General features: G+C 39.8%; 19 protein-coding genes and 1 tRNA gene. 8 read left to right on the top strand and 12 right to left on the bottom strand.

Annotation, left to right across the window (positions count from 1 at the left end):
• Positions 1 to 8: 8 nt before the first annotated feature.
• The 8 genes from DWW60_RS02920 to dnaA form a co-directional block, all read right to left on the bottom strand.
• Positions 9 to 851 carry a fumarate hydratase gene (locus DWW60_RS02920; protein WP_015534434.1) on the bottom strand — a complete coding sequence of 281 codons (843 nt, stop codon included), beginning with the start codon at positions 849 to 851 and terminating at the stop codon, positions 9 to 11.
• A 28-nt stretch (positions 852 to 879) separates the two neighbouring features.
• The gene (locus DWW60_RS02915; protein WP_015534433.1) at positions 880 to 1155 is read right to left on the bottom strand and encodes a hypothetical protein; all 276 of its coding nucleotides are present in this window, start codon (positions 1153 to 1155) and stop codon (positions 880 to 882) included.
• 225 nt (positions 1156 to 1380) lie between these two features.
• Complete coding sequence (gene gyrA, locus DWW60_RS02910) at positions 1381 to 3939, bottom strand: DNA gyrase subunit A (protein WP_117874342.1); 2559 nt, start codon at positions 3937 to 3939, stop codon at positions 1381 to 1383.
• A gap of 59 nt (positions 3940 to 3998) precedes the next feature.
• Positions 3999 to 5918, bottom strand: a complete 1920-nt coding sequence (gyrB, locus tag DWW60_RS02905) for a DNA topoisomerase (ATP-hydrolyzing) subunit B (protein WP_117874341.1) — start codon at positions 5916 to 5918, stop codon at positions 3999 to 4001.
• Positions 5919 to 5920: 2 nt separating this feature from the next.
• Entirely contained in the window at positions 5921 to 7021 is a 1101-nt protein-coding gene (gene recF / locus DWW60_RS02900; RefSeq protein ID WP_117874340.1) for a DNA replication/repair protein RecF, read from the bottom strand.
• A 32-nt stretch (positions 7022 to 7053) separates the two neighbouring features.
• Entirely contained in the window at positions 7054 to 7263 is a 210-nt protein-coding gene (locus DWW60_RS02895; RefSeq protein WP_015534430.1) for an RNA-binding S4 domain-containing protein, read from the bottom strand.
• A gap of 14 nt (positions 7264 to 7277) precedes the next feature.
• Positions 7278 to 8384 carry a DNA polymerase III subunit beta gene (dnaN, locus tag DWW60_RS02890; RefSeq protein ID WP_022217382.1) on the bottom strand — a complete coding sequence of 369 codons (1107 nt, stop codon included), beginning with the start codon at positions 8382 to 8384 and terminating at the stop codon, positions 7278 to 7280.
• Between the two features lie 398 nt (positions 8385 to 8782).
• On the bottom strand, positions 8783 to 10150 hold the full coding sequence (gene dnaA / locus DWW60_RS02885) for a chromosomal replication initiator protein DnaA (RefSeq protein ID WP_022217383.1): 1368 nt from the start codon (positions 10148 to 10150) through the stop codon (positions 8783 to 8785).
• Between the two features lie 672 nt (positions 10151 to 10822).
• On the opposite strand from dnaA, the gene rpmH reads away from it, so the two are divergent.
• From rpmH to rsmG, 8 genes are all read left to right on the top strand, one after another.
• Positions 10823 to 10957 carry a 50S ribosomal protein L34 gene (gene rpmH / locus DWW60_RS02880; protein ID WP_004852723.1) on the top strand — a complete coding sequence of 45 codons (135 nt, stop codon included), beginning with the start codon at positions 10823 to 10825 and terminating at the stop codon, positions 10955 to 10957.
• Positions 10958 to 11034: 77 nt separating this feature from the next.
• Positions 11035 to 11376 (top strand): ribonuclease P protein component, encoded by a 342-nt coding sequence (gene rnpA / locus DWW60_RS02875; protein WP_022217384.1) that lies wholly within the window; start codon positions 11035 to 11037, stop codon positions 11374 to 11376.
• 4 nt (positions 11377 to 11380) lie between these two features.
• Positions 11381 to 11593 (top strand): membrane protein insertion efficiency factor YidD, encoded by a 213-nt coding sequence (yidD, locus tag DWW60_RS02870; protein ID WP_022217385.1) that lies wholly within the window; start codon positions 11381 to 11383, stop codon positions 11591 to 11593.
• 11 nt (positions 11594 to 11604) lie between these two features.
• Positions 11605 to 12939 (top strand): YidC/Oxa1 family membrane protein insertase, encoded by a 1335-nt coding sequence (locus tag DWW60_RS02865; RefSeq protein ID WP_117874339.1) that lies wholly within the window; start codon positions 11605 to 11607, stop codon positions 12937 to 12939.
• On the top strand, positions 12939 to 13565 hold the full coding sequence (gene jag, locus DWW60_RS02860; protein ID WP_022217387.1) for an RNA-binding cell elongation regulator Jag/EloR: 627 nt from the start codon (positions 12939 to 12941) through the stop codon (positions 13563 to 13565). Before DWW60_RS02865 ends, jag begins: the two co-directional genes overlap by 1 nt.
• Positions 13566 to 13748: 183 nt before the next feature.
• Positions 13749 to 15128, top strand: a complete 1380-nt coding sequence (gene mnmE / locus DWW60_RS02855) for a tRNA uridine-5-carboxymethylaminomethyl(34) synthesis GTPase MnmE (RefSeq protein ID WP_117874338.1) — start codon at positions 13749 to 13751, stop codon at positions 15126 to 15128.
• Positions 15129 to 15165: 37 nt separating this feature from the next.
• Positions 15166 to 17046, top strand: coding sequence for a tRNA uridine-5-carboxymethylaminomethyl(34) synthesis enzyme MnmG (mnmG, locus tag DWW60_RS02850; protein ID WP_117874337.1), 1881 nt, complete (start codon positions 15166 to 15168; stop codon positions 17044 to 17046).
• Between the two features lie 45 nt (positions 17047 to 17091).
• Entirely contained in the window at positions 17092 to 17799 is a 708-nt protein-coding gene (rsmG, locus tag DWW60_RS02845) for a 16S rRNA (guanine(527)-N(7))-methyltransferase RsmG (RefSeq protein ID WP_015534426.1), read from the top strand.
• A 35-nt stretch (positions 17800 to 17834) separates the two neighbouring features.
• On the opposite strand, the gene DWW60_RS02840 is transcribed toward rsmG, so the two are convergent.
• The 4 genes from DWW60_RS02840 to serS all read right to left on the bottom strand — a co-directional run bounded on the left by DWW60_RS02840 (position 17835) and on the right by serS (position 21150).
• Positions 17835 to 18797, bottom strand: a complete 963-nt coding sequence (locus DWW60_RS02840; RefSeq protein WP_022217390.1) for a 3'-5' exonuclease — start codon at positions 18795 to 18797, stop codon at positions 17835 to 17837.
• Between the two features lie 38 nt (positions 18798 to 18835).
• A tRNA-Arg gene (locus DWW60_RS02835) sits at positions 18836 to 18909 on the bottom strand.
• 37 nt (positions 18910 to 18946) lie between these two features.
• Complete coding sequence (locus DWW60_RS02830; RefSeq protein WP_015534425.1) at positions 18947 to 19819, bottom strand: DUF3881 family protein; 873 nt, start codon at positions 19817 to 19819, stop codon at positions 18947 to 18949.
• A 38-nt stretch (positions 19820 to 19857) separates the two neighbouring features.
• Positions 19858 to 21150 (bottom strand): serine--tRNA ligase, encoded by a 1293-nt coding sequence (gene serS / locus DWW60_RS02825; RefSeq protein WP_117874336.1) that lies wholly within the window; start codon positions 21148 to 21150, stop codon positions 19858 to 19860.
• Positions 21151 to 21241: the final 91 nt, after the last annotated feature.

Below are 21241 nucleotides of genomic sequence, written 5' to 3'. Positions count from 1 at the left end.
ACCTCCTCCTATAATACTCTCGTAACGTGTCTGTTCACATGACAGCACATATTAACTGCCAATGGCATTCCGGCTATGTGAGTGGCATATGTCTCTATGTTCACAGCCAGTGCCGTGGTCTTTCCTCCAAGACCGCCAGGTCCTATTCCAGTGTTGTTGATCATCTCCAGAAGCTCACTCTCTATCCTTGCTATATGCTCTCTGTCTGAGTGAACTCCTACCTTTCTTGTAAGAGCCCTCTTTGCAAGCTTCGCAGCAAGCTCAAAGTCTCCTCCAAGACCCACACCTACGAATACGGGAGGACATGCATTTGGTCCGGCATCCTTTACAGCCTGAAGAACAGCAGCCTTCACGCCCTCTTCTCCATCTGCCGGCTTGAGCATGTACACCTTGCTCATATTCTCGCTTCCAAATCCCTTTGGAGCTATAGTTATCTCTATTTTATCTCCCGGAACTATATCATAATGTATAATCGCCGGGGTATTATCCTTTGTATTTTCTCTGATAAGAGGATCCTTTACCACTGATTTTCTCAGGTATCCGTCAGTGTATCCCTGTCTCACACCTTCGTTTATGGCATCAGTTATGTTCATTCCTTCTATATGTACATCCTGTCCAACATTCACAAAGAAAACAGCCATTCCCGTATCCTGACAGATAGGAATATCATTCTCCTTTGCTATATCCAGATTCTCACACAACTGTCCAAGTATCTGCTTTCCGAGTGGACTGTCCTCAGATTCTACTGAATCCCTGACCGCCTTCTCCATATCCTCAGACAGATTTACATTTGCTTCGATGCACATCTCCCTTACATTTCTGGTAATCTCTTCTGCTGCAATAACTCTCATCTCTTCACCGCCATTTTATAAATTTGTTTTAATCATCCAGGAACGTATCATCGTTCTTTTTGTAGTTTGGATCTCTCCTGTTCATGATGAATTTGTATATGTATAACACCACTGTAAATATCGCAACAACTATGATCATCGCCGCCAATATATATATGATGTTCATTATACTGTAAGAAAGTTCAGACGCCTTCTCGGAACTCTGGAATATCTTGTCCAGTTTTCCTTCCGTTGTTGCCTCTGTAACTGTAGATGCAGCCGTTGTAGCTGCCGATGCCACCACCTGTATCACATTCGCCGTCATGCCTTTTACCCCCAATAATTTTGTTGTATTTTCCCATAATTCCAATCTCTTTATAATAACCTTCAAAATCCTGCGTTCAGGATTATTTTCTCCCAATGTGTAATCCAAGATAAGTATATCATAACGGCTATTTGCACACAATCTGTAAACATCCATGGACATAAAAAAAGATGTACTGTCTTGCATATTACAACACAGTACATCTATCTTTATTTGTAATTATAATTACTCCTCTGAATTACTCTCGGCATCATTCTCCGTATCGTTCTCTACATTCTCTGATACTTCATTTTCTGCTGATTCTGGATTCTCTGAGTCCTCTGCCTCTTCATCTTCATCACTTCTTGCAAGCTTTGCAACAGATGCCACAAATGTGTTGCCATCCTTGCCGATATTCATAAGCTTGACACCTGAGGTTATTCTTCCTATTACAGTTATATCTGAACAATGCATTCTGATCATGATTCCCTCATTGGTCATCATCATAATGTCATGGTCATTTGTCACGGCCTTTGCGCTGACGATGTCACCGGTCTTCTCGGTTATCCTGTAACATTTGACACCCTTACCGCCTCTCATCTGAGGGACAAATTCTGACAGTTCAGTTCTCTTACCCATACCCTTTGTGGTTACGAAGAGCATCTCGTCGCCCTGAACATCAAGCTGCATTGCTATAACTTCATCGCCCTTGTCGCATCTTATTCCACGTACACCCATGGATGTACGTCCTGTATCACGGACACATTCCTCATTGAATCTGATACACATACCCTTGGCAGTTACAAGAAATACATCATTCTCACCGCTCGTTGCCTTAACCTCTATGAGTTCATCTCCCTCATTCAGTGTTATGGCTGCCAGACCGGTCTTTCTTATATTCTCAAATGCCTCTATCTTGGTCTTCTTTACAATACCATTCTTTGTAGCCATCATAAGATACTTCTTGTCAAATCCGGCTATAGGAATTATGGCTGTTACCTTCTCACCAGGAAGAAGCTGAAGAAGGTTGACTATCGCAACACCCCTTGCATTACGTCCCGACTCAGGTATCTCGTATCCCTTCATTCTGTATACTCTTCCCATATTGGTGAAGAACATTATGAAGTTGTGGGTATTAGTAAGGAATATCTCATCGATTATATCGTTGTCGATGGTGTTCATTCCCTTGATACCCTTGCCGCCTCTGTTCTGTACCTTGAAGGTATCCTTTGGCATTCTCTTGATATATCCGAGCTTTGTCATGGAGATAACTATCTCTTCTCTCTTGATAAGCTCCTCATCTGTTATATCATCTGAATATGCAGTTATGGATGTTCTTCTCTCATCACCGTACTTGTCAGCTATCGCTGCAAGCTCAGTCTTGATAACTCCGAGAAGCTTATTCTCATCTGCAAGTATCTCCTTGTACTCAGCTATCTTCGCAATAAGCTCATTGTACTCGTTCTCGATCTTCTCTCTTTCCAGACCTGTCAGAGCACGGAGTCTCATATCAACGATTGCTCCGGCCTGTGCCTCGGAAAGTCCAAATCTTTCGATCAGCTTTGCCTTAGCCTCTCCAACATTCTTTGAATTTCTGATGATCGTGATGACCTCATCTATGTTGTCCAGTGCTATGAGATAACCCTGTAATATGTGGGCTCTCTCCTCAGCCTTGTTCAGATCATACTTTGTTCTTCTTGTGACAACATCCTCCTGATGCTTCAGGTAGTATGTGAGCATGTCCTTGATGTTGAGTATCTTAGGTACTCCATCCACCAGAGCCAGCATGATACATCCAAATGTATCCTGGAGCTGTGTGTGCTTGAAGAGCTGGTTGAGTATTACGTTGGCATTGACATCCTTTCTAAGCTCAATGACAACTCTCATTCCCTCTCTTGAAGACTCATCTCTTATATCTGTGATTCCATCGATTCTCTTGTTCTTGACAAGATCGACCATATTCTTTATAAGAAGTGATTTATTTACCATATATGGTAGTTCGGTTACAACAATGCGGTGCTTTCCGTTGTTCATTGTTTCGATTTCTGTGATTGCACGTACTTTTATCTTGCCTCGACCTGTTCTATATGCATCGTTTATTCCCTGTCTGCCCAGTATCTGTGCGCCTGTAGGGAAATCCGGACCCTTTACTATGTCCATGATCTCATCTATCTCTGTCTCACGTCCTTCTTCCACTCTGTTATCGATGATCTTTATGGCTGCATTGATAGTTTCCTTTAAATTATGTGGTGGAATATTGGTAGCCATACCTACTGCGATACCTGATGTACCATTCACCAATAGGTTAGGATAACGTGATGGTAGTACCACAGGTTCTTTCTCTGTACCATCAAAGTTAGGTGTGAAATCAACTGTATCCTTATTGATATCTGCCATCATCTCCATGGATATCTTGGAAAGTCTTGCCTCTGTATATCGCATGGCAGCGGCATGATCACCGTCGACTGATCCAAAGTTCCCATGTCCATCCACAAGAGGATATCTGGTATTCCACTCCTGAGCCAGCTTTACAAGTGCCTCGTATATTGAAATGTCTCCATGTGGATGATATTTACCCATTGTATCACCGACGATACGCGCACATTTACGATGTGGCTTGTCCGGTCCATTGTTAAGTTCTATCATAGAGTGAAGTATTCTTCTCTGAACAGGTTTAAGACCATCTCTTACATCAGGAAGAGCTCTGGCAGCAATAACGCTCATGGCATAATCTATATATGAACGTTCCATTGTCTTTTTCAGACCAACTTCATCTATTTTATCAAAAATCTTATCGTCATCCATTTTTTGATTTCCTTTCTCTCGATATTCGTTGTATTTATCACTTTTATTTAATCAATATACTATATATCGAGATTCTTTACATACTTGGCATTTGTCTCTATAAACTCACGACGTGGCTCAACCTTATCTCCCATGAGAACGTTGAATGTCATATCGATCTCTGACTCATCATCGTCATCGATTGCCACTCTGAGAAGTATTCTTCTCTCAGGGTCCATGGTTGTCTCCCAGAGCTGCTCTGCATCCATCTCTCCAAGTCCCTTGTATCGCTGTATCTTGTTGTTCTGATCTCTTCCGACTTCATCAAGTATACTGTTCAGCTCATCATCACTGTACGCATACCATACCTTCTTGTTCTTCTCCAGCTTGTAAAGTGGTGGCTGTGCCAGATATACATGTCCCTTCCTGATAAGATCAGGCATGAATCTGTAGAAGAATGTGAGGAGAAGAGTTGCTATATGAGCTCCATCCACATCGGCATCGGTCATGATGATGATCTTGTTATATCTGAGCTTCTCTATATTGAAGTTCTCATGGATACCTGTTCCAAATGCGGTGATCATGGCTTTGATCTCTTCATTTCCAAGGATTCTGTCTATTCTTGCCTTCTCAACATTAAGGATCTTACCTCTGAGTGGAAGTATGGCCTGTGTTGCTCTTGATCTCGCTGTCTTAGCTGAACCACCGGCGGAATCTCCCTCGACTATGTATATCTCACAGTTCTTTGGATCCTTGTCTGAACAATCCGCAAGCTTTCCAGGAAGTGCCATGTTGTCTGAAAGATTTGCCTTTCTTGCAACATCCCTTGCCTTTCTTGCAGCTATTCTGGCTCTCTGTGCAACAGCCGCTTTATTCACAATTATCTTAGCAATCTGCGGATTCTGCTCAAGATAATATGTAAGCTGCTCAGTTACAACACTCTCAACTGCAGGTCTTGCCTCTGAATTACCAAGCTTCTGCTTTGTCTGACCCTCGAACTGAGGATCACTTATCTTGATAGATACGATGGCTGCAAGTCCCTCTCTCAGATCATCACCCGAGAGATTGTCATCCTTATCCTTGATAATATTATTCTTTCTTGCATAATCATTGAACACCTTTGTTATGGCTGACTTAAATCCTGTCAGATGTGTTCCACCCTCAGGTGTGTTGATGTTATTTACAAAGCTGTATGTGGATTCATTGTATGAATCATTGTGCTGAAGTGCCACCTCAACACTTATTCCATCTCTGACTCCCTCACAGTAGATTACCTCATTGTACAGAGGATCTCTGTGTCTGTTCAGATATGTTACAAACTCCTTTATACCACCCTCATAGTGGAATGATCTTACCTTCTCAGGAATAAGTCTCTTGTCTGTAAGACTTATCTTCAGGCCCTTTGTAAGGAATGCCATCTCACGAAGTCTGTTTCTCAGTATATCGTAATCGTATATGTTATCTTCAAATATTGTATGATCCGGCAGGAATGTAACCTTTGTTCCTGATACTCCCTCAGGTGCTTCACCTATAACCTGAAGCTTGTACATAACCTTGCCCTTCTCATATCTCTGCTTGTACACCTTGCCATCTCTGGTAATCTCGACTTCAAGCCATGTTGAAAGTGCATTTACAACTGATGCACCAACACCGTGAAGTCCTCCGGATACCTTATATCCTCCACCGCCGAACTTTCCGCCGGCATGAAGTATGGTAAATACCACCTCAACAGCAGGTATTCCCTGCTTTTTATGTATTCCAACAGGAATTCCTCGTCCATCATCCACTACGGTGATGGAGTTATCCTCATTTATATACACCTGAATGTGGGTACAATATCCTGCCAGAGCCTCATCTACAGAATTATCAACTATCTCGTATACAAGATGGTGAAGTCCAGTGGAGGATGTACTTCCTATGTACATACCAGGTCTCTTTCTGACTGCTTCCAGTCCCTCCAGAACCTGTATCTGTTCAGCTCCATAATTATCATTTTCCATTGTCATGCTTCCTCCGTTCTTACTCTGGTGGCCGTTCCCTCTACCACGCTATAAACATTGTTGATTATTACCTGCTCTTTAACAAAATCATCATATCCCGTACAGGTTATGATAGTCTGTATATCTTTTATCTCTTCTATCAATGCATCACGTCTGCTGGTGTCCAGCTCGCTCATGACATCGTCCAGAAGCAATATCGGATTATCATTGATTATCCTTTTTACAAGTTTTATCTCCGCCATCTTGAGTGACAGGGCAACTGTTCTCTGCTGTCCCTGTGAACCATATTTTCTGGCGTCTATTCCATTTATGAGAAAACTTATATCATCTCTGTGTGGACCAGACTGTGTACTTGAATATCTGACATCCATCTCAGTCTTTTCCTGAAGTGTCTCATCGAATTTATCTTCATCGACATTGCACTCATACACTATCTCCAGCTTTTCCTTGCCCGATGTGAGATGACTGTGGATCTCCCCAATTATCTCATTCATCATGTCGATAAAATTTCTTCTCTCTTTTATTATCCTCGACCCATAGTCCACAAGCTGCATATTCCACACATCCAGTGTATCCATGAGACTTCTGTTATGATAAATCTGCTTTAACAGATTATTTCGCTGATTGAGTATCCTGTTATATGATGCCAGATTCTGATAATACAATCTGCTTATCTGACACAATTCAAGATCCATGAACCTTCTCCTCTCGGCTGGTCCATTTTTAATGATAGTCAGATCTTCAGGTGAAAAGAATATGACATTGAGAAGACCATATAATTCCGTGGCCCTCCTTATGGGTATGCCATCGATCGCCACTCCCTTATTTTTGCTCTTTCGAAGATGCATATCTATCTTGTGCGATATGTCTTTCTTGTTGACAAATAATCTTATATGGCTCTCATCTTCACCTATCTTTATGATATCTTTATCCTGCGTATTTTTTCTGTGTGACTTCGTAGTCGCTGCCATGTATATGGATTCAAGTATATTTGTCTTGCCCTGGGCGTTATCGCCGTACAGGATATTCGTATTTTTTCCAAATTCTACTTTCACATTACTGTAATTTCTGTAATTACTCAGCTCTATCGACTCTATATACATAACCTTCACCATCTGCAAGATGGCGACCACAATTATTTCTGAATACTTATCTTATCACCATCAAATTCTACTTCATCACCATCATAAAGCTTTCTTCCACGTCTGGTCTCTATCTCACCGTTAACCACAACCAGTCCCTGAACTATGACCTCCTTTGCGTCAACTCCTGACTCCACCAGACCGGCAGCCTTAAGCGCCTGTCCAAGCTTTATGAACTCATCTCTTAACTTGATTATCTCCATATTCTCACCCCTTCTTACTCTTCGTTGATTCCCATAGGAAGGATAAGGTAGATATATGTCTCTGCATCATCCTTGATAACACATGGAGATTTTGTATTGTTGAAATAAATAGTTACATTCTCATCGTCAATTACTCTGAGTGCATCTATTATAAGCTTTGGATTAAATCCAATGACAAGATTGTTACCTTCCTTCTCGATATCTATCTCCTCATTCAGAGAACCGATGAGAGAACTGATCTTGAGACCGAGAGTTCTGTCATCAATGCTGAGTCTGATAGGCTTCTTGTCTGAATCCTTTATAAGAAGAGTTGCTCTGTCCAAACTGTCAAGGAACTCTCTCTTGTTTATCTTCATCTTGATCTGATAATCAACTGAGAGCATATGGCTTATTCTGAAATACTCGCCCTCTATCAGTCTTGAAACAACCTTTGTATTATCAAACTCAAATAATATATTGTTGTCAGTGAAATAAATATTTACAGGATCATCAACTCCACCGTTCATGATCTTGCTTATGTCGCTGAGGGATTTTCCTGGAACTACAACCTTAATGTCTGAATTATCTCCCTTGAGCTCTATATATCTGATGGATATTCTGTGTCCATCCAGAGAAACCACGCTGAGCTTATTGTTTGATACCTCAAATAACTCACCGGTCATAAGCTTATTGTTCTCATTATCTGATATAGAGAATATTGTCTGATTGATAACCTCTCTCAGCGCAAACTGGGATATGGTTATGAACTTATCCTTTGATACAACAGGAAGATTGGAGAAATCCTCTCCTGACTTTCCAGGTATGTTGAACTCAAGTCTCTCACACTTGATAAGTGTCTTGCTGTCCTTATCACTCTCTATAGTTATGTCGCTGTCAGGAAGCTTTCTTATGAAATCTGAGAAAAGCTTTGCCTCGAGTGCAACCTTTCCATCCTCTATAACAGTACCGTCAACATAACTTTCTATTCCTATCTCCATGTCATTAGCTGTGAGCTTGATAACACCGCCTGCAGCTTCAACCAGGATACAAGACAGTATCGGATGGGTCGTCTTGTTTGAGACAGCCTTTGATACGATATTTATACCCTGAAGTAAGTTAGATTTTCTTATGGAAATTTTCATTTTAAGTGTGATCTCCTTTCATGTCCAAATATAATGATCATCAAAATATGATATGTGTGTATAACTTCAAATAACAACAAACAGCGCGAGCGCTTAACTATAAATATATTAAGATAATTAGTAGTATCAGTAGTAGTGATTTTGATAATGTTGAAAGTGTATCAAGCCCTTACAAATCAAGGCTTTGAGAATTATGTGTCCATGTTACTAATCAATTTTAACCTGTTCATAAACTGACCATTTACCAACATGTCAAAATCAGGTTCATTTGACGTAAGAACAATTCTCAAACACATAACAACATGTAACAAACATCAAATAACAATATACAATCACGTTATGTTTGTAAGGTTATAAACAAATTAGTGAGTTTATAAGATAAAAATGTGGATAACTTGCTATTTTTGTGGATTAAGCTTCTTTATTATGACGTCAACCATCTCGGCAAATTCAGGATCCTTCTCAATCTTATCTTCAACCTTCTGTATATTGCTGTGCACGGTGGAGTGATCCTTTCCTCCAAATGCATCTCCTATACTCTTCAGACCCTTGTCCGTGTACTTTCTGCACAGGTACATGGATATCTGACGGGCAGTGGCTATATCCTGGCTTCTCTTCGTGGATACGATGTCACTGACTGATATATTCGTATGCTCTGAAACCGTGTTGATAATGAGCTCAGGTGTTATGGTCACCTTGGAATCCTTGGATATGAAATCCTTGAGGACGTTCTTGGCAAGTTCCTCAGTGATCTTGATATCTCCGAGCTCTGAATATACGCTGAGCTTGTTGAGCGCACCCTCAAGCTCACGTACGTTGTAGGTTATATTGTTGGCGATATACTCAAATATCTCCTCGCTGATGATATCGGTAAGTCCCTTTATCTCAGCCTTGTTCTTGAGGATAGCCATACGTGTCTCGTAATCAGGAGCGTGGATGTCGATAGGAACACCCCACTCAAATCTTGATCTGAATCTCTCATCCAGAGTCTTGATCTCCTTTGGTGGCTTATCCGACGACAGGATTATCTGCTTACCTTCGTCATGAAGAGCGTTGAAGGTGTCAAAGAATTCCTGCTGCGTACTTGCCTTACCAATCAGGTACTGGATATCATCGATCAGAAGAACATCCACTGTTCTGTATTTGTTCCTGAATTCTTCAGTTTTATTCTTGGAGATTGCTTCTATGATCTCATTTGTGAATTTGTTCGATGGCACATAGAGAACCTTCATATTACTATTGTGCTGGAGTATATAGTGGGCTATGGACTGCATAAGATGAGTCTTGCCCAGTCCTGATCCTCCATACAGGAAAAGTGGATTGAACTTGTCCTGTCCAGGTGAATCGGCAACTGCCAGACATGTTGCGTGAGCGTGCTTGTTACTCTCACCAACAATAAAGTTCTCAAATGTGTAGTCAGGTCTGAGATTGCTCTTGGCAATGGCATCGTTGTAGTCCTCTGAATATGTAGGGGACTTTTCATCCTTTCTCATCTGACTCTCGAGTGTGAATATAACCTGAATTGAATCGTCCTGAAAGAGCTCTCTGAGAACTGTTTCAAGATATATATCAAATAATTTTCTCTTGAGAAATTCTACGCCTCTCTGTCCGTAATCCTCGTCCAGAGTGAAATAGACCTTGTTATCCTCAACTGAATATATCTTGAGAGGTTCGATCCATGTATGGATCATGATATGGGAAATTCCATGTTCATTTTCAAGTATATTCAAAATGTCATTCCACTTGGCTAATATTAAGTCCTTCATCGTAAAAAACCTTCCTCAAAAAAATAATTCTTCCTATTATTAATAACACTATTACATTTTATAATAAATGCACCCCTATTTCAAGCATATTAAGGTTAAAAACAAGATAAATTGCCTTTATTTTGATTTTACATGCTTATACGGTTAGGTACACGTATTTGGGGGTAAAATCAAAATAAACGAGAATAAGGGGCAAAAAAATAAAAAAGTTAATAAAAAATCTTATTTGTGTATAATCCACATGGAATGTTGATAACTTTGTTACATAAGTTTCATAATAATTATTATTTTCAAACTTATGTAAATATAAAAAAATGACTGTTTTATATTTGTGAACATCACAAACAGCGATAAATACTGGGTTTTTTAGAATTAAACCCACAAAAGTAAAAAGTTATCAACAAGTTACCAACAAATTGTGGATAACATTATGTAAAGCGACTGGTAACAAAAATTAAATGCTTACAAAAATGTGATTAATCTATGAAACCACAACATTTTGTGATTAATATTAATGTATCCACCTAATTAATCCAGAACGATTCGTCACCTTTATCAAATAGTGGCTGAAATCCTTATAAAATATAGGAAAAACGGCAAAAAAGGCTTGACTCACATTACCTATTTATTTATAATAGGCAAGTAAATTTGTAAAGAAGGAGGTGTTTTGTAATGAAGATGACATTCCAGCCTAAGAAGAGACAGAGATCTAAGGTTCATGGCTTTAGAAAGAGAATGAGTACTGCTAATGGCAGAAAGGTACTGGCCGCTAGAAGAGCTAAGGGAAGAAAGAAATTATCAGCGTAAGGTCACATGGTTGTGACCTTTTTTTATAGGGTCACAGCAACAGTTTTTCTAATAATCAAAGTTTCGGTGGTTACACAATGAGTAAGATGATTACATTAAAAAACAGCAGAGAGTTTGGCAGTGTGTACAGCACAAAGAATTCGGTAGCCAATAAATATTTAGTTATGTATCTGAGAAGCAACGGCTTGGATTACAACAGACTCGGAATCTCTGTTAGTAAGAAAGTTGGTAACAGTGTGGTAAGACACAGGGTAACCAGATTGATTAGAGAAGCTTACCGATTAAACAGAGCAAATATTGATGTTGGCTATGACATAGTGATAGTAGCCAGACCGTCATCAAAGGACAAGAAATGTCAGGACATTGAGAGTGCTTTGATGCATTTGTGTGGGTTAAAGAAGATAAGCCACATAGGGTAAAGAAATGAAAAAAATATTTATTGGTTTAATCAAATTTTATAGGAAGTATTTGTCACCGCTTAAGGGACATGCTACCTGCAAGTATTTTCCTACTTGTTCGCAGTATGCAATTGAGGCTATCGAAAAGTATGGAGTTTTAAAAGGTGGTCTCCTTGCAGTATGGAGGATACTTAGATGCAATCCTTTTTCAAAAGGAGGATATGATCCAGTTCCATAAAGGAGAAAATTATGTTTCTAACAAGAGAAGATGGTATGATACTCGGACCAGTTTGTTGGCTGCTCGGTAAGATATTCAATTGGATTTACATGTTCGTTGGATTTATTGGAAGCCATATGGGATTCACATACGTCAATCTCAGTGTGTGCGTTATTTTGTTCACATTTGTACTGAGAGGAGCGCTGTTCCCATTATATTTCAAGCAGCAGAGATCAAGTAAGATCATGAGTTTCATCCAGCCTGAGATTGCCAAGGCAACAAAGAAATATAAAGGCAAGACTGATCAGGAATCAATGATGAAGCAGCAGCAGGAAACTCAGAAGATCCAGAAGAAATATGGTGTCAGCATGGCATCAGGATGTCTGACTTCACTTATACAGTTACCTATATTTTACGGTCTGTACAGAGTTATCCAGAATATACCTGCGTATGTTCCATCAATGACAAAGACCTACGGAAAGATTGTAGAGATACTGAGTACCAAGACAGATTATGTCAAGGCTATAAGTGATGTAGCAGGTGAATCGAAGGTAAGCACAGTTACAATGGCATTGAAACAGATGGGTGATGACCCTACAAAGAATCAGATCATTGATGTGCTTGATAAGTTTTCTAAGAGTGATTGGGATAAGCTGATAGCTAATCTTGATCTTACAGGTAATGCTACTCTCACAAGCTATGTTGATCAGTTCCACAATATGAACCAGTTCCTGTTTGGACTGAATATTGCAGATGCACCGGGATGGAAGCTTTCAATAGCTTTGGTGGTTCCTATCGTTTCTGCTCTCATGCAGTTCTTACAGACAAAGATATCCATGAAGTCATCACAGAATAGCAACATGGATAGCAATCAGCAGACAGCCAACAACATGATGAAGGGTATGATGTACTACATGCCTATCATGTCACTTATATTCTGTATAACTCTTCCTATAGCTATCGGTCTTTACTGGATAGTTGGTTCTGTTATTATGATAATATCTCAGCTTATAGTTGATGCTTATTATAATCATCAGGACAAGGATGAGCTGCTTGCAAAGTGTGCCGAGAAGGCTGCCAAGAAGCAGGCAAAGAAGAAGAACCCTGATAAGAAATCTTTCTATGAGAGAATGATGGATGCTCAGAATGGTAACGTTCCAACAGAGAACAGTCAGTCAGAGAATATAAATAAGATGGCTTCTTCAAGACTTAAGAGTTATGTTAATCCTGCACATTCAGTGAATGTTGACAGTGATGATGTAACCCGCAGAGAAAATGTAAACTATAAACCAGGCAGTATAGGAGCTAAGGCGAATATAATGCTTAAGTACCAGAACAATAGCAACGATAAGGGAGGAAATAAATAATGGAATTCTTAGAATTCAAAGGTAAGACCAAAGATGAAGCCCTTATGCAGGCCAGTGTTGAACTTGGAGTCCCTAGTACAGATCTTGAGTATGAAGTTATCAGCGAAGAGACAAAGGGATTTCTTGGTATAGGTTCAAAGCCTTGTATCATAAAGGCAAGAAAAAAGAAGACATTCCTGGACGATGTTAAGGAGTACCTTGACAGCCTGTTCAAGGCTATGGATATCCAGACAGAGATCCAGATGGATTTTGATGAGGAAGAGAATGTTCTGTCTATCAATCTTGAGGGACCAGAGATGGGAATTTTGATTGGAAAGCGTGGACAGACTCTAGATGCTCTTCAGTATATTATAACACTTGCTATCAATAAGAAGAGCGAGTCACGTATCAGAGTTAAGCTCGATACAGAGAACTACAGAGCAAGAAGAAAAGAGACACTTGAGAATCTTGCCAAGAATATAGCATTCAAGGTTAAGAGATCAAAGAGATCATTTGCTCTTGAGCCAATGAATCCTTATGAGAGAAGAATAATCCATGCTACTCTTCAGAACGACAAGTATGTAGCAACCAGAAGCGAGGGCGAGGAGCCATATCGTAAGGTTATTGTATATCTCAAGAAGAAATAATAGTCACGCTGATGCGTGTAAAGATCATCGCAATATTTTATGGTGACAGGAAAGAGATCATTTGAGAAAATGGTCTCTTTTTTGTTGCAGTTTAGTCTTTTTATGTGGAAAATGAATTGGTAATGTTGTACACTACATAGATAGGTTGTTTAATCACGGTGAAAGGAAAAGTGTAAGACAGATATGTTCAAGGAAGATACCATTGCAGCTATAACCACCGGTATGAGTAATGCCGGAGTTGGAATAATAAGGATCAGCGGAGACAGGGCATGTGAGATAACAGACATGTTGTTCCGCGCTGCAAATAAAAACAAAAAAGCGGTAAATATGAAATCTTACACTGCTGCATTTGGTGGTGTGTATGAGGATGACAGAATGATAGATGAGGCTATACTTCTGGTCATGAAGGCTCCCCATACGTACACATGTGAGGATGTGTGTGAACTTCAGTGTCACGGAGGTACAGTAGTTCTCCGAAAGATACTTGATCTGGTAATAAAATGTGGTGCAAGGGCAGCCGAACCTGGAGAATTTACAAAGAGAGCATTCCTCGGTGGAAGGATAGATCTGTCACAGGCAGAATCCGTCATGGATATAATAAATGCAAAGAATGACTTTGCAGCCAGAACGTCTGTGGAGCAGCTTCAGGGAAGACTTAGGGATAAGATCATTGATATGAGAGAACAGATTCTGTACAATGTGGCGTTTATTGAATCTGCTTTGGATGATCCTGAACACTACAGTCTGGATGGTTTTCCACAAAAGTTAGAAATAATTGTGGATAACCTTGTAGATAGTGTGGATAACCTTTTGACAACATTTGACAATGGAAAAGTGTTGTCTGAAGGAATAAATACGGTTATTGTTGGTAAACCGAATGCGGGTAAGTCTTCGCTGATGAATATGTTTGTGGGCGAAGAAAGGGCGATTGTAACAGATATGGCCGGCACAACCAGGGATACGCTCAGTGAAGTGATAAATGTAAGAGGTATAACTCTGAACATAGTTGACACTGCGGGAATAAGAGATACAGATGATGTAGTTGAGAAGATAGGTGTGGATAAGGCATTAGAGTCTGTGGATAAAGCTGATCTTGTGCTCTATGTGGTAGACAGTTCAATTGACCTGGATGAGAACGATCACAGGATCATGTCCAGAATACAGGATAAGAATGTTGTTGTGATACTCAACAAATCTGATCTGGAAAAGAAGATAGACGAATCGGATATTAAGAAATATATAGATGCAGATATAATTCAGTTGTCAGCACTGACCGGTGATGGCAGTGAAGAATTGTATGAGCTTCTGAACAGGATGTTTTTTGAGGGTACACTGACATATAATGATCAGCTTTATATCACTAATACCCGACACAAAAATGAATTTGTGTGCACCAAAAATGCACTGTTAAAGGTTAAAGAAAGCATAGATATGGGAATGGAGGAAGACTTTTTCTCCATTGATCTCATGGATGCGTATGAACATCTCGGTTTGATAATAGGTGAAACTGCCAGAGATGATCTGGCTGATAAGATATTTAAGGAATTCTGTATGGGAAAATAGATTGCAGGATATAAGGTACTGGAAGGAGGACATTTGTATGCCTGTTTTGAATGAAGAATATGATGTGGTAGTTGTGGGGGCAGGACATGCAGGATGTGAGGCAGCTCTTGCAAGTGCAAGACTTGGTCTGAATACTATTATTTTTACGGTGAGTATGGACAGTGTGGCCATGATGCCATGTAATCCGAATGTAGGAGGAAGCTCTAAGGGACATCTGGTAAGGGAAATAGATGCACTTGGCGGAGAGATGGGCAAGAATATAGACAAGACGTATATTCAGTCAAAGATGCTTAATGCGTCTAAGGGTCCGGCGGTTCACTCTCTTCGTGCCCAGGCAGACAAGGCAAATTATTCCAGAACCATGAAGCACACCCTTGAGAATACAGATAATCTCACATTGAGACAGGCAGAGGTGTCGGAAATTATCATCGAGGATAATGTGGTTAAGGGTGTAAAGACATATTCAGGAGCAACTTATTTTGCAAAGGCTGTGGTTTTGTGTACAGGAACATACCTCAAGGCTAGATGTATATACGGAGATGTCGTATATCACACCGGACCTAATGGACTTATGGCAGCTAATTATTTGTCAGATTCCATGAAGAATGCAGGGATAGAGATAAGAAGATTCAAGACGGGAACCCCTGCCAGACTGGATAAAAGAACGATAGATTTTTCTCAGATGGAGGAACAGAAGGGCGATGAGAAGATAGTTCCATTCTCATTTACAAATACTGAGGCGGATATAAGACGTGATCAAATATCATGCTGGCTCTGTTACACAAATGAGAAGACACATGAGATAATCAGAGATAATATAGACAGATCACCTCTGTTTTCAGGCGTGATCGAGGGTACAGGACCAAGATACTGCCCTTCTATTGAGGATAAGGTTACGAAATTCCCTGATAAGACCAGACATCAGATATTTATTGAGCCTGAGGGTGAATATACGAATGAGATGTATATGGGTGGAATGAGCAGCTCTCTTCCTGAGGATGTTCAGTATGAGATGATACACAGCATGAAGGGACTGGAGAATGCAAAGATAATAAGGAATGCTTATGCCATCGAGTATGATTGTATAAATGCCATTAACTTAAAACCTTCTCTGGAGTTTAAGAGTGTATCAGGACTTTTTGGTGCCGGCCAGATAAATGGAAGTTCAGGATATGAGGAGGCTGCAGCCCAGGGTATAATGGCAGGAATCAATGCTGCCAGAAAAGTACAGGGCAAGGAAGCGGTGGTTCTTGACAGATCACAGGCATATATAGGAGTTCTTATAGATGATCTTGTCACAAAAGAGACATCGGAGCCATACAGAATGATGACATCCAGAGCTGAGTACAGACTTCTTCTCAGACAGGATAACGCTGATCTGAGACTCACGGAGATCGGACATGAGATCGGTCTTATAGATGACAAGAGATATGCTGCATTTACAAAGAAGAGACAACAGATAATGGATGAGATACAGAGACTTGAGAGCACCATGGTTGGAGCAAATTCAACCATACAGAAGTTCCTTGATGATCTTGGAAGTACAGGACTTAAGACTGCTGCATCTCTTGCAGAACTTATAAGAAGACCGGAACTGTCATATGAGGCGATTGATCCAATAGATGAGGGAAGAACCAAACTTCCGGATGATGTTATAGAACAGATAAATATAACCATAAAATATCAGGGATATATAGACAGACAGAATCAGCAGGTAAATCAGTTTAAGAAGCTGGAGAAGAAAAAGCTGCCGGCAGATATTGACTATAATGATATATCAAATCTCAGAATCGAGGCCAGACAGAAGCTGTCTCTCATCAGACCTGAAAATATTGGACAGGCGTCAAGAATATCAGGAGTTTCTCCGGCTGATATATCAGTATTGCTGGTGTATCTCAAGATGAAGGGTAGAGACTAAACTGGTATAGAAGTTATTCAGAATAATTTGTTGAAGGAGAACAATATGGACAGATTAAATTCCATAACAAAACAGTTTGGTCTGGAATTGAGTGATAAGCAGATAGAACAATTTTCAAAATATTATGATATTCTGGTTGAGTGGAATAAGGTAATGAATCTTACAGCCATAACTGAAAAGGAAGATGTAATAATAAAGCATTTTGCTGACAGTCTGCTTCTTTCAAAGTATAAAGATCTTCATGAGAATATTGACGTTATAGATGTTGGTACAGGTGCAGGATTTCCGGGAATTCCTCTGAAGATTGCTTTTCCAGAGCTGAATATAACACTTATGGATTCGTTGAATAAGAGATTAAAGTTCCTCGATGAAGTTATAGATGAACTTGGACTGCAGGATATCCACACTGTTCATTCAAGAGCAGAGGATGGAGGCAGAGATGAGATGCATAGAGAAAAATATGATCTGGCTGTATCCAGGGCAGTTGCCAATCTTGCAACTCTGTCGGAATGGTGTATTCCATTTGTCAAGCCGGGTGGATATTTTGTATCTTATAAGTCAAATGCTTTGCCGGAAGAGATGCGGGATGGAAAGAAAGCAATCAGGATTCTTGGGGGACAGGTCGAGAACATATTTAATACGAATATACCGGAGACCAATAACCAGAGAAGCTTTGTGTTTGTAAAGAAGATTGCAAATACAGACAACAAGTACCCGAGAAAAGCGGGAGCTGCTAAAAAGCCAATAGCATAAAAAAATAAAACAGCCTCAAATGGCTGTTTTATTTTTTAGTTTGAAGATTTCATATGTCTTTTTTCTTTTCTTTTTTCACGAATATCTTCCTGTTTTTGTTTAATTGCCTCTATACCCTGTTTGTCGATAGGTTTTATTGTCTTGTGAACATAATAGTTATTGTTTACAGATTTGAATTTTATCTTGCCACAAAAATAACCATGCATCCAGCATTTTCCAACACACATGTACGATGATGGACTATTTGCAAACCAGTCAATATGTGTCTTGACCTTCTTGCTGCATTTGTAACAACGAATCTGAGTTACTTTTTCATCGTCCAGTGCTGCATGTTTATTTCTGAAACCCCTTGAGATATATTCGTACTGGTTATTATGAGATACTTCAATCTCTTCTTCTTTATTCTTAGGTGTTATATAGAGATCAAAGCTGTAAAGCTGATTTATATTCTTGGCTTTCATCTCTTTCATAACAAGTGCGGTGTATCTTGCATCGTTGAGAGCTGTGTGAAATGGTTCATTTTCCGGAATATTCATCTCACTGACCGCTTTTTCAAGTTTACTCATACTCTGAGGTATTCCTGAGGTATTCGTAACGCTTGCATATATACTTTGGAGATTCAGAAACTTAAGTGGCCTAGGAAGCTTGTCCATATAATAAAAGTCCATATTAGTCTGAAGCTCTGTGAGGTCCATAGGTCCCCATGTGCAGAATATGTAATCTTTTCCACACCAGTCAAGAAATTCTGAACAGACTTCCTTGAATCCTCTTCCGAGACTCAGGTCATCCTCATCATAGTTCAGAATTGTTCTGATCTTTGAATGTAATTTCTTATAAATTTTTGGTTTGATAAGACTTGAGTATTCGTCAATGATGTTGAGATTCTTATCTACCTTAACGGCACCAATCTCTATAATTTCAAAAGGCATACGTGGATGTTCACCCATATGCCCATTGTAGCTTTGATTCCATTCAAGATCCATAACAATATAATTCATAGTCATGTCCCTTTAGAAAATTTATTAGTGAAAAATAGTGCACCTGACGGGATTCGAACCCACGACCTTCCGCTTAGGAGGCGGACGCTCTATCCTGCTGAGCTACAGATGCACATCAATTATAAGTGTAACATTTATAGAGTTTATAGTCAAGGATTAACTATATGCCCCTGAAGCCACACATCACCCTTGAATCTTCTTCCCGGAGCAGGTTCACCCAGAAGATGGTTTTTGTTGATCGCTACGGTAAATGTCAGATCATTGCTTTCTACATCAATCAGATATATCGATTCATTTGTATAGCTGTTGGTTGTCTCGATATATGATGTGATAGTTCCTATAACTGCGTAGTGATCAGTCTCAATACCGACAGGCATGAAGCTTGATTTCACTATGGACAGAACATCCTCTTTGTGAGTCCTTCTTCCAATGGTGTTATAGGTGTCCATATCTTCAAGAGTAAGACTTTCTATTGCGTCCGGATCACCCTTCTTTGCAGCCTCGATGAGTTTACTTCTCTTTGCATTGCCGTAGGATGTATTTTTATCACTGTGATCATCCACATCAAGAATAATCATACCATTTACTGACAGACCGGAAAAATACGCCTTTGAAAAGTACTTGTTTGATCTGTTCATCCACAATGATTTTTCATAGTCTGCTATGTTGGTTATGAAGAAAATAAGAGTCATTCCAAGACTGAAATCACTGCTAACACCGGCATATGCTCTCTTGTCAGAATATTTCTCAACGTATATATTTTCGTCATCGGTCAAAAGCTTTGATGTGACGTAAGGAAAATAATACTCAATGGATATTGAGCCATCCTTTGACATTTCACCTACAAGCGATATTCCAAATCTCTCCCCAAAGTCTTTGCTGAATTGTACAAGACAGGTGTCAGCACTTATAGTTGATATAAATTTCCTGTCAGGCGATTCAAGAATCTGCCTGTATATAGGTTCAAGCTGCTGTCTGTTTTTTATGTTAGTAAAGCCTATAGATGGAAGAAAACTATGCATTCCGACACCTCCCTTGTTGTATGTTTTTGTTTATATTATTACTTTCCTGTCTTCTCAAGATACTCTTTTCCACCCATGTATGGACGAAGCTTCTCTGGAATTCTGACTCTTCCGTCAGCCTGGAGATTGTTCTCAAGGAAAGCGATAAGCATTCTTGGTGGAGCAACAACTGTATTGTTGAGTGTATGAGCGAGATACTTCTTGCCATCCTCACCCTTTACTCTGATCTGAAGTCTTCTTGCCTGTGCATCGCCAAGGTTTGAACAGCTTCCAACCTCGAAGTATTTCTTCTGACGAGGTGACCATGCCTCAACATCTACAGACTTAACCTTGAGATCTGCAAGATCTCCAGAACAACACTCAAGTGTTCTTACAGGGATATCCATTGATCTGAAGAGATCAACTGTGTTCTGCCACAGCTTGTCAAACCACATCTTGCTGTCCTCAGGCTTACATACAACGATCATTTCCTGCTTCTCAAACTGATGGATTCTGTATACACCTCTCTCCTCAATTCCGTGAGCACCCTTCTCTTTTCTGAAGCAAGGTGAGTAGCTTGTAAGAGTCTTTGGAAGCTCATCCTCAGGAATTATAGTGTCGATGAACTTACCGATCATTGAGTGCTCTGAAGTTCCGATGAGATACAGATCCTCACCCTCAATCTTATACATCATGGCATCCATCTCAGCAAAGCTCATAACACCTGTGACAACGTTGCTTCTGATCATGAAAGGTGGAATACAATATGTGAATCCTCTGTCTATCATGAAATCTCTTGCGTATGAGATAATAGCAGAGTGAAGTCTTGCTATGTCGCCCATGAGATAGTAGAAGCCGTTTCCTGCAACTTTTCTTGCTGAATCGAGGTCAATTCCTCCAAGTGCCTCCATGATATCTGCATGATAAGGAATCTCAAAGTCAGGAACAACAGGCTCACCATACTTCTGAACCTCTACATTCTCTGAGTCATCCTTTCCTATAGGAACTGATGGATCAATGATGTTAGGAATTATCATCATGATCTTCTTAACCTTCTCCTTGAGCTCAGGCTCTAAAGCTTCAAGCTCCTTGAGTCTTGCTGATGTCTCAGCAACCTGCTTCTTAACTTCCTCAGCCTCTTCCTTCTTTCCCTGAGCCATAAGAGCACCGATCTGCTTTGCTATTGCATTCTTGTTTGCTCTGAGTGTATCAGCTTCCTGCTGAGCAGCACGAGCCTGTTTGTCAAGCTCTATTACTTCATCGACAAGTGGAAGTTTGTCATTCTGGAATTTATTCTTTATATTCTGTTTTACTATGTCTGGGTTTTCTCTTAAGAATTTAATATCAATCATGATATCCTCCTATTAAATATATAAATTTATTTGAAAATATATTATAATAATGTAGCTACATAATATATTTCCATGTTTTTGTTTCTTTTTT

It is taken from the genome of Coprococcus sp. AF16-22 (genome assembly GCF_003461545.1).
GTDB lineage: Bacteria > Bacillota > Clostridia > Lachnospirales > Lachnospiraceae > Coprococcus > Coprococcus aceti.
This window is presented reverse-complemented; position numbering and strand designations above follow the sequence as displayed.

What these genes read in the sequence shown, in the direction of transcription:
- DWW60_RS02920 (WP_015534434.1), bottom strand. Translation starts at nt 851, where the DNA reads ATGAGAGTTATTGCAGCAGAAGAGATTACCAGAAATGTAAGGGAGATG.
- DWW60_RS02915 (WP_015534433.1), bottom strand. Translation starts at nt 1,155, where the DNA reads ATGACGGCGAATGTGATACAGGTGGTGGCATCGGCAGCTACAACGGCT.
- gyrA (WP_117874342.1), bottom strand. Translation starts at nt 3,939, where the DNA reads ATGGATGACGATAAGATTTTTGATAAAATAGATGAAGTTGGTCTGAAA.
- gyrB (WP_117874341.1), bottom strand. Translation starts at nt 5,918, where the DNA reads ATGGAAAATGATAATTATGGAGCTGAACAGATACAGGTTCTGGAGGGA.
- recF (WP_117874340.1), bottom strand. Translation starts at nt 7,021, where the DNA reads ATGTATATAGAGTCGATAGAGCTGAGTAATTACAGAAATTACAGTAAT.
- DWW60_RS02895 (WP_015534430.1), bottom strand. Translation starts at nt 7,263, where the DNA reads ATGGAGATAATCAAGTTAAGAGATGAGTTCATAAAGCTTGGACAGGCG.
- dnaN (WP_022217382.1), bottom strand. Translation starts at nt 8,384, where the DNA reads ATGAAAATTTCCATAAGAAAATCTAACTTACTTCAGGGTATAAATATC.
- dnaA (WP_022217383.1), bottom strand. Translation starts at nt 10,150, where the DNA reads ATGAAGGACTTAATATTAGCCAAGTGGAATGACATTTTGAATATACTT.
- rpmH (WP_004852723.1), top strand. Translation starts at nt 10,823, where the DNA reads ATGAAGATGACATTCCAGCCTAAGAAGAGACAGAGATCTAAGGTTCAT.
- rnpA (WP_022217384.1), top strand. Translation starts at nt 11,035, where the DNA reads ATGAGTAAGATGATTACATTAAAAAACAGCAGAGAGTTTGGCAGTGTG.
- yidD (WP_022217385.1), top strand. Translation starts at nt 11,381, where the DNA reads ATGAAAAAAATATTTATTGGTTTAATCAAATTTTATAGGAAGTATTTG.
- DWW60_RS02865 (WP_117874339.1), top strand. Translation starts at nt 11,605, where the DNA reads ATGTTTCTAACAAGAGAAGATGGTATGATACTCGGACCAGTTTGTTGG.
- jag (WP_022217387.1), top strand. Translation starts at nt 12,939, where the DNA reads ATGGAATTCTTAGAATTCAAAGGTAAGACCAAAGATGAAGCCCTTATG.
- mnmE (WP_117874338.1), top strand. Translation starts at nt 13,749, where the DNA reads ATGTTCAAGGAAGATACCATTGCAGCTATAACCACCGGTATGAGTAAT.
- mnmG (WP_117874337.1), top strand. Translation starts at nt 15,166, where the DNA reads ATGCCTGTTTTGAATGAAGAATATGATGTGGTAGTTGTGGGGGCAGGA.
- rsmG (WP_015534426.1), top strand. Translation starts at nt 17,092, where the DNA reads ATGGACAGATTAAATTCCATAACAAAACAGTTTGGTCTGGAATTGAGT.
- DWW60_RS02840 (WP_022217390.1), bottom strand. Translation starts at nt 18,797, where the DNA reads ATGAATTATATTGTTATGGATCTTGAATGGAATCAAAGCTACAATGGG.
- DWW60_RS02830 (WP_015534425.1), bottom strand. Translation starts at nt 19,819, where the DNA reads ATGCATAGTTTTCTTCCATCTATAGGCTTTACTAACATAAAAAACAGA.
- serS (WP_117874336.1), bottom strand. Translation starts at nt 21,150, where the DNA reads ATGATTGATATTAAATTCTTAAGAGAAAACCCAGACATAGTAAAACAG.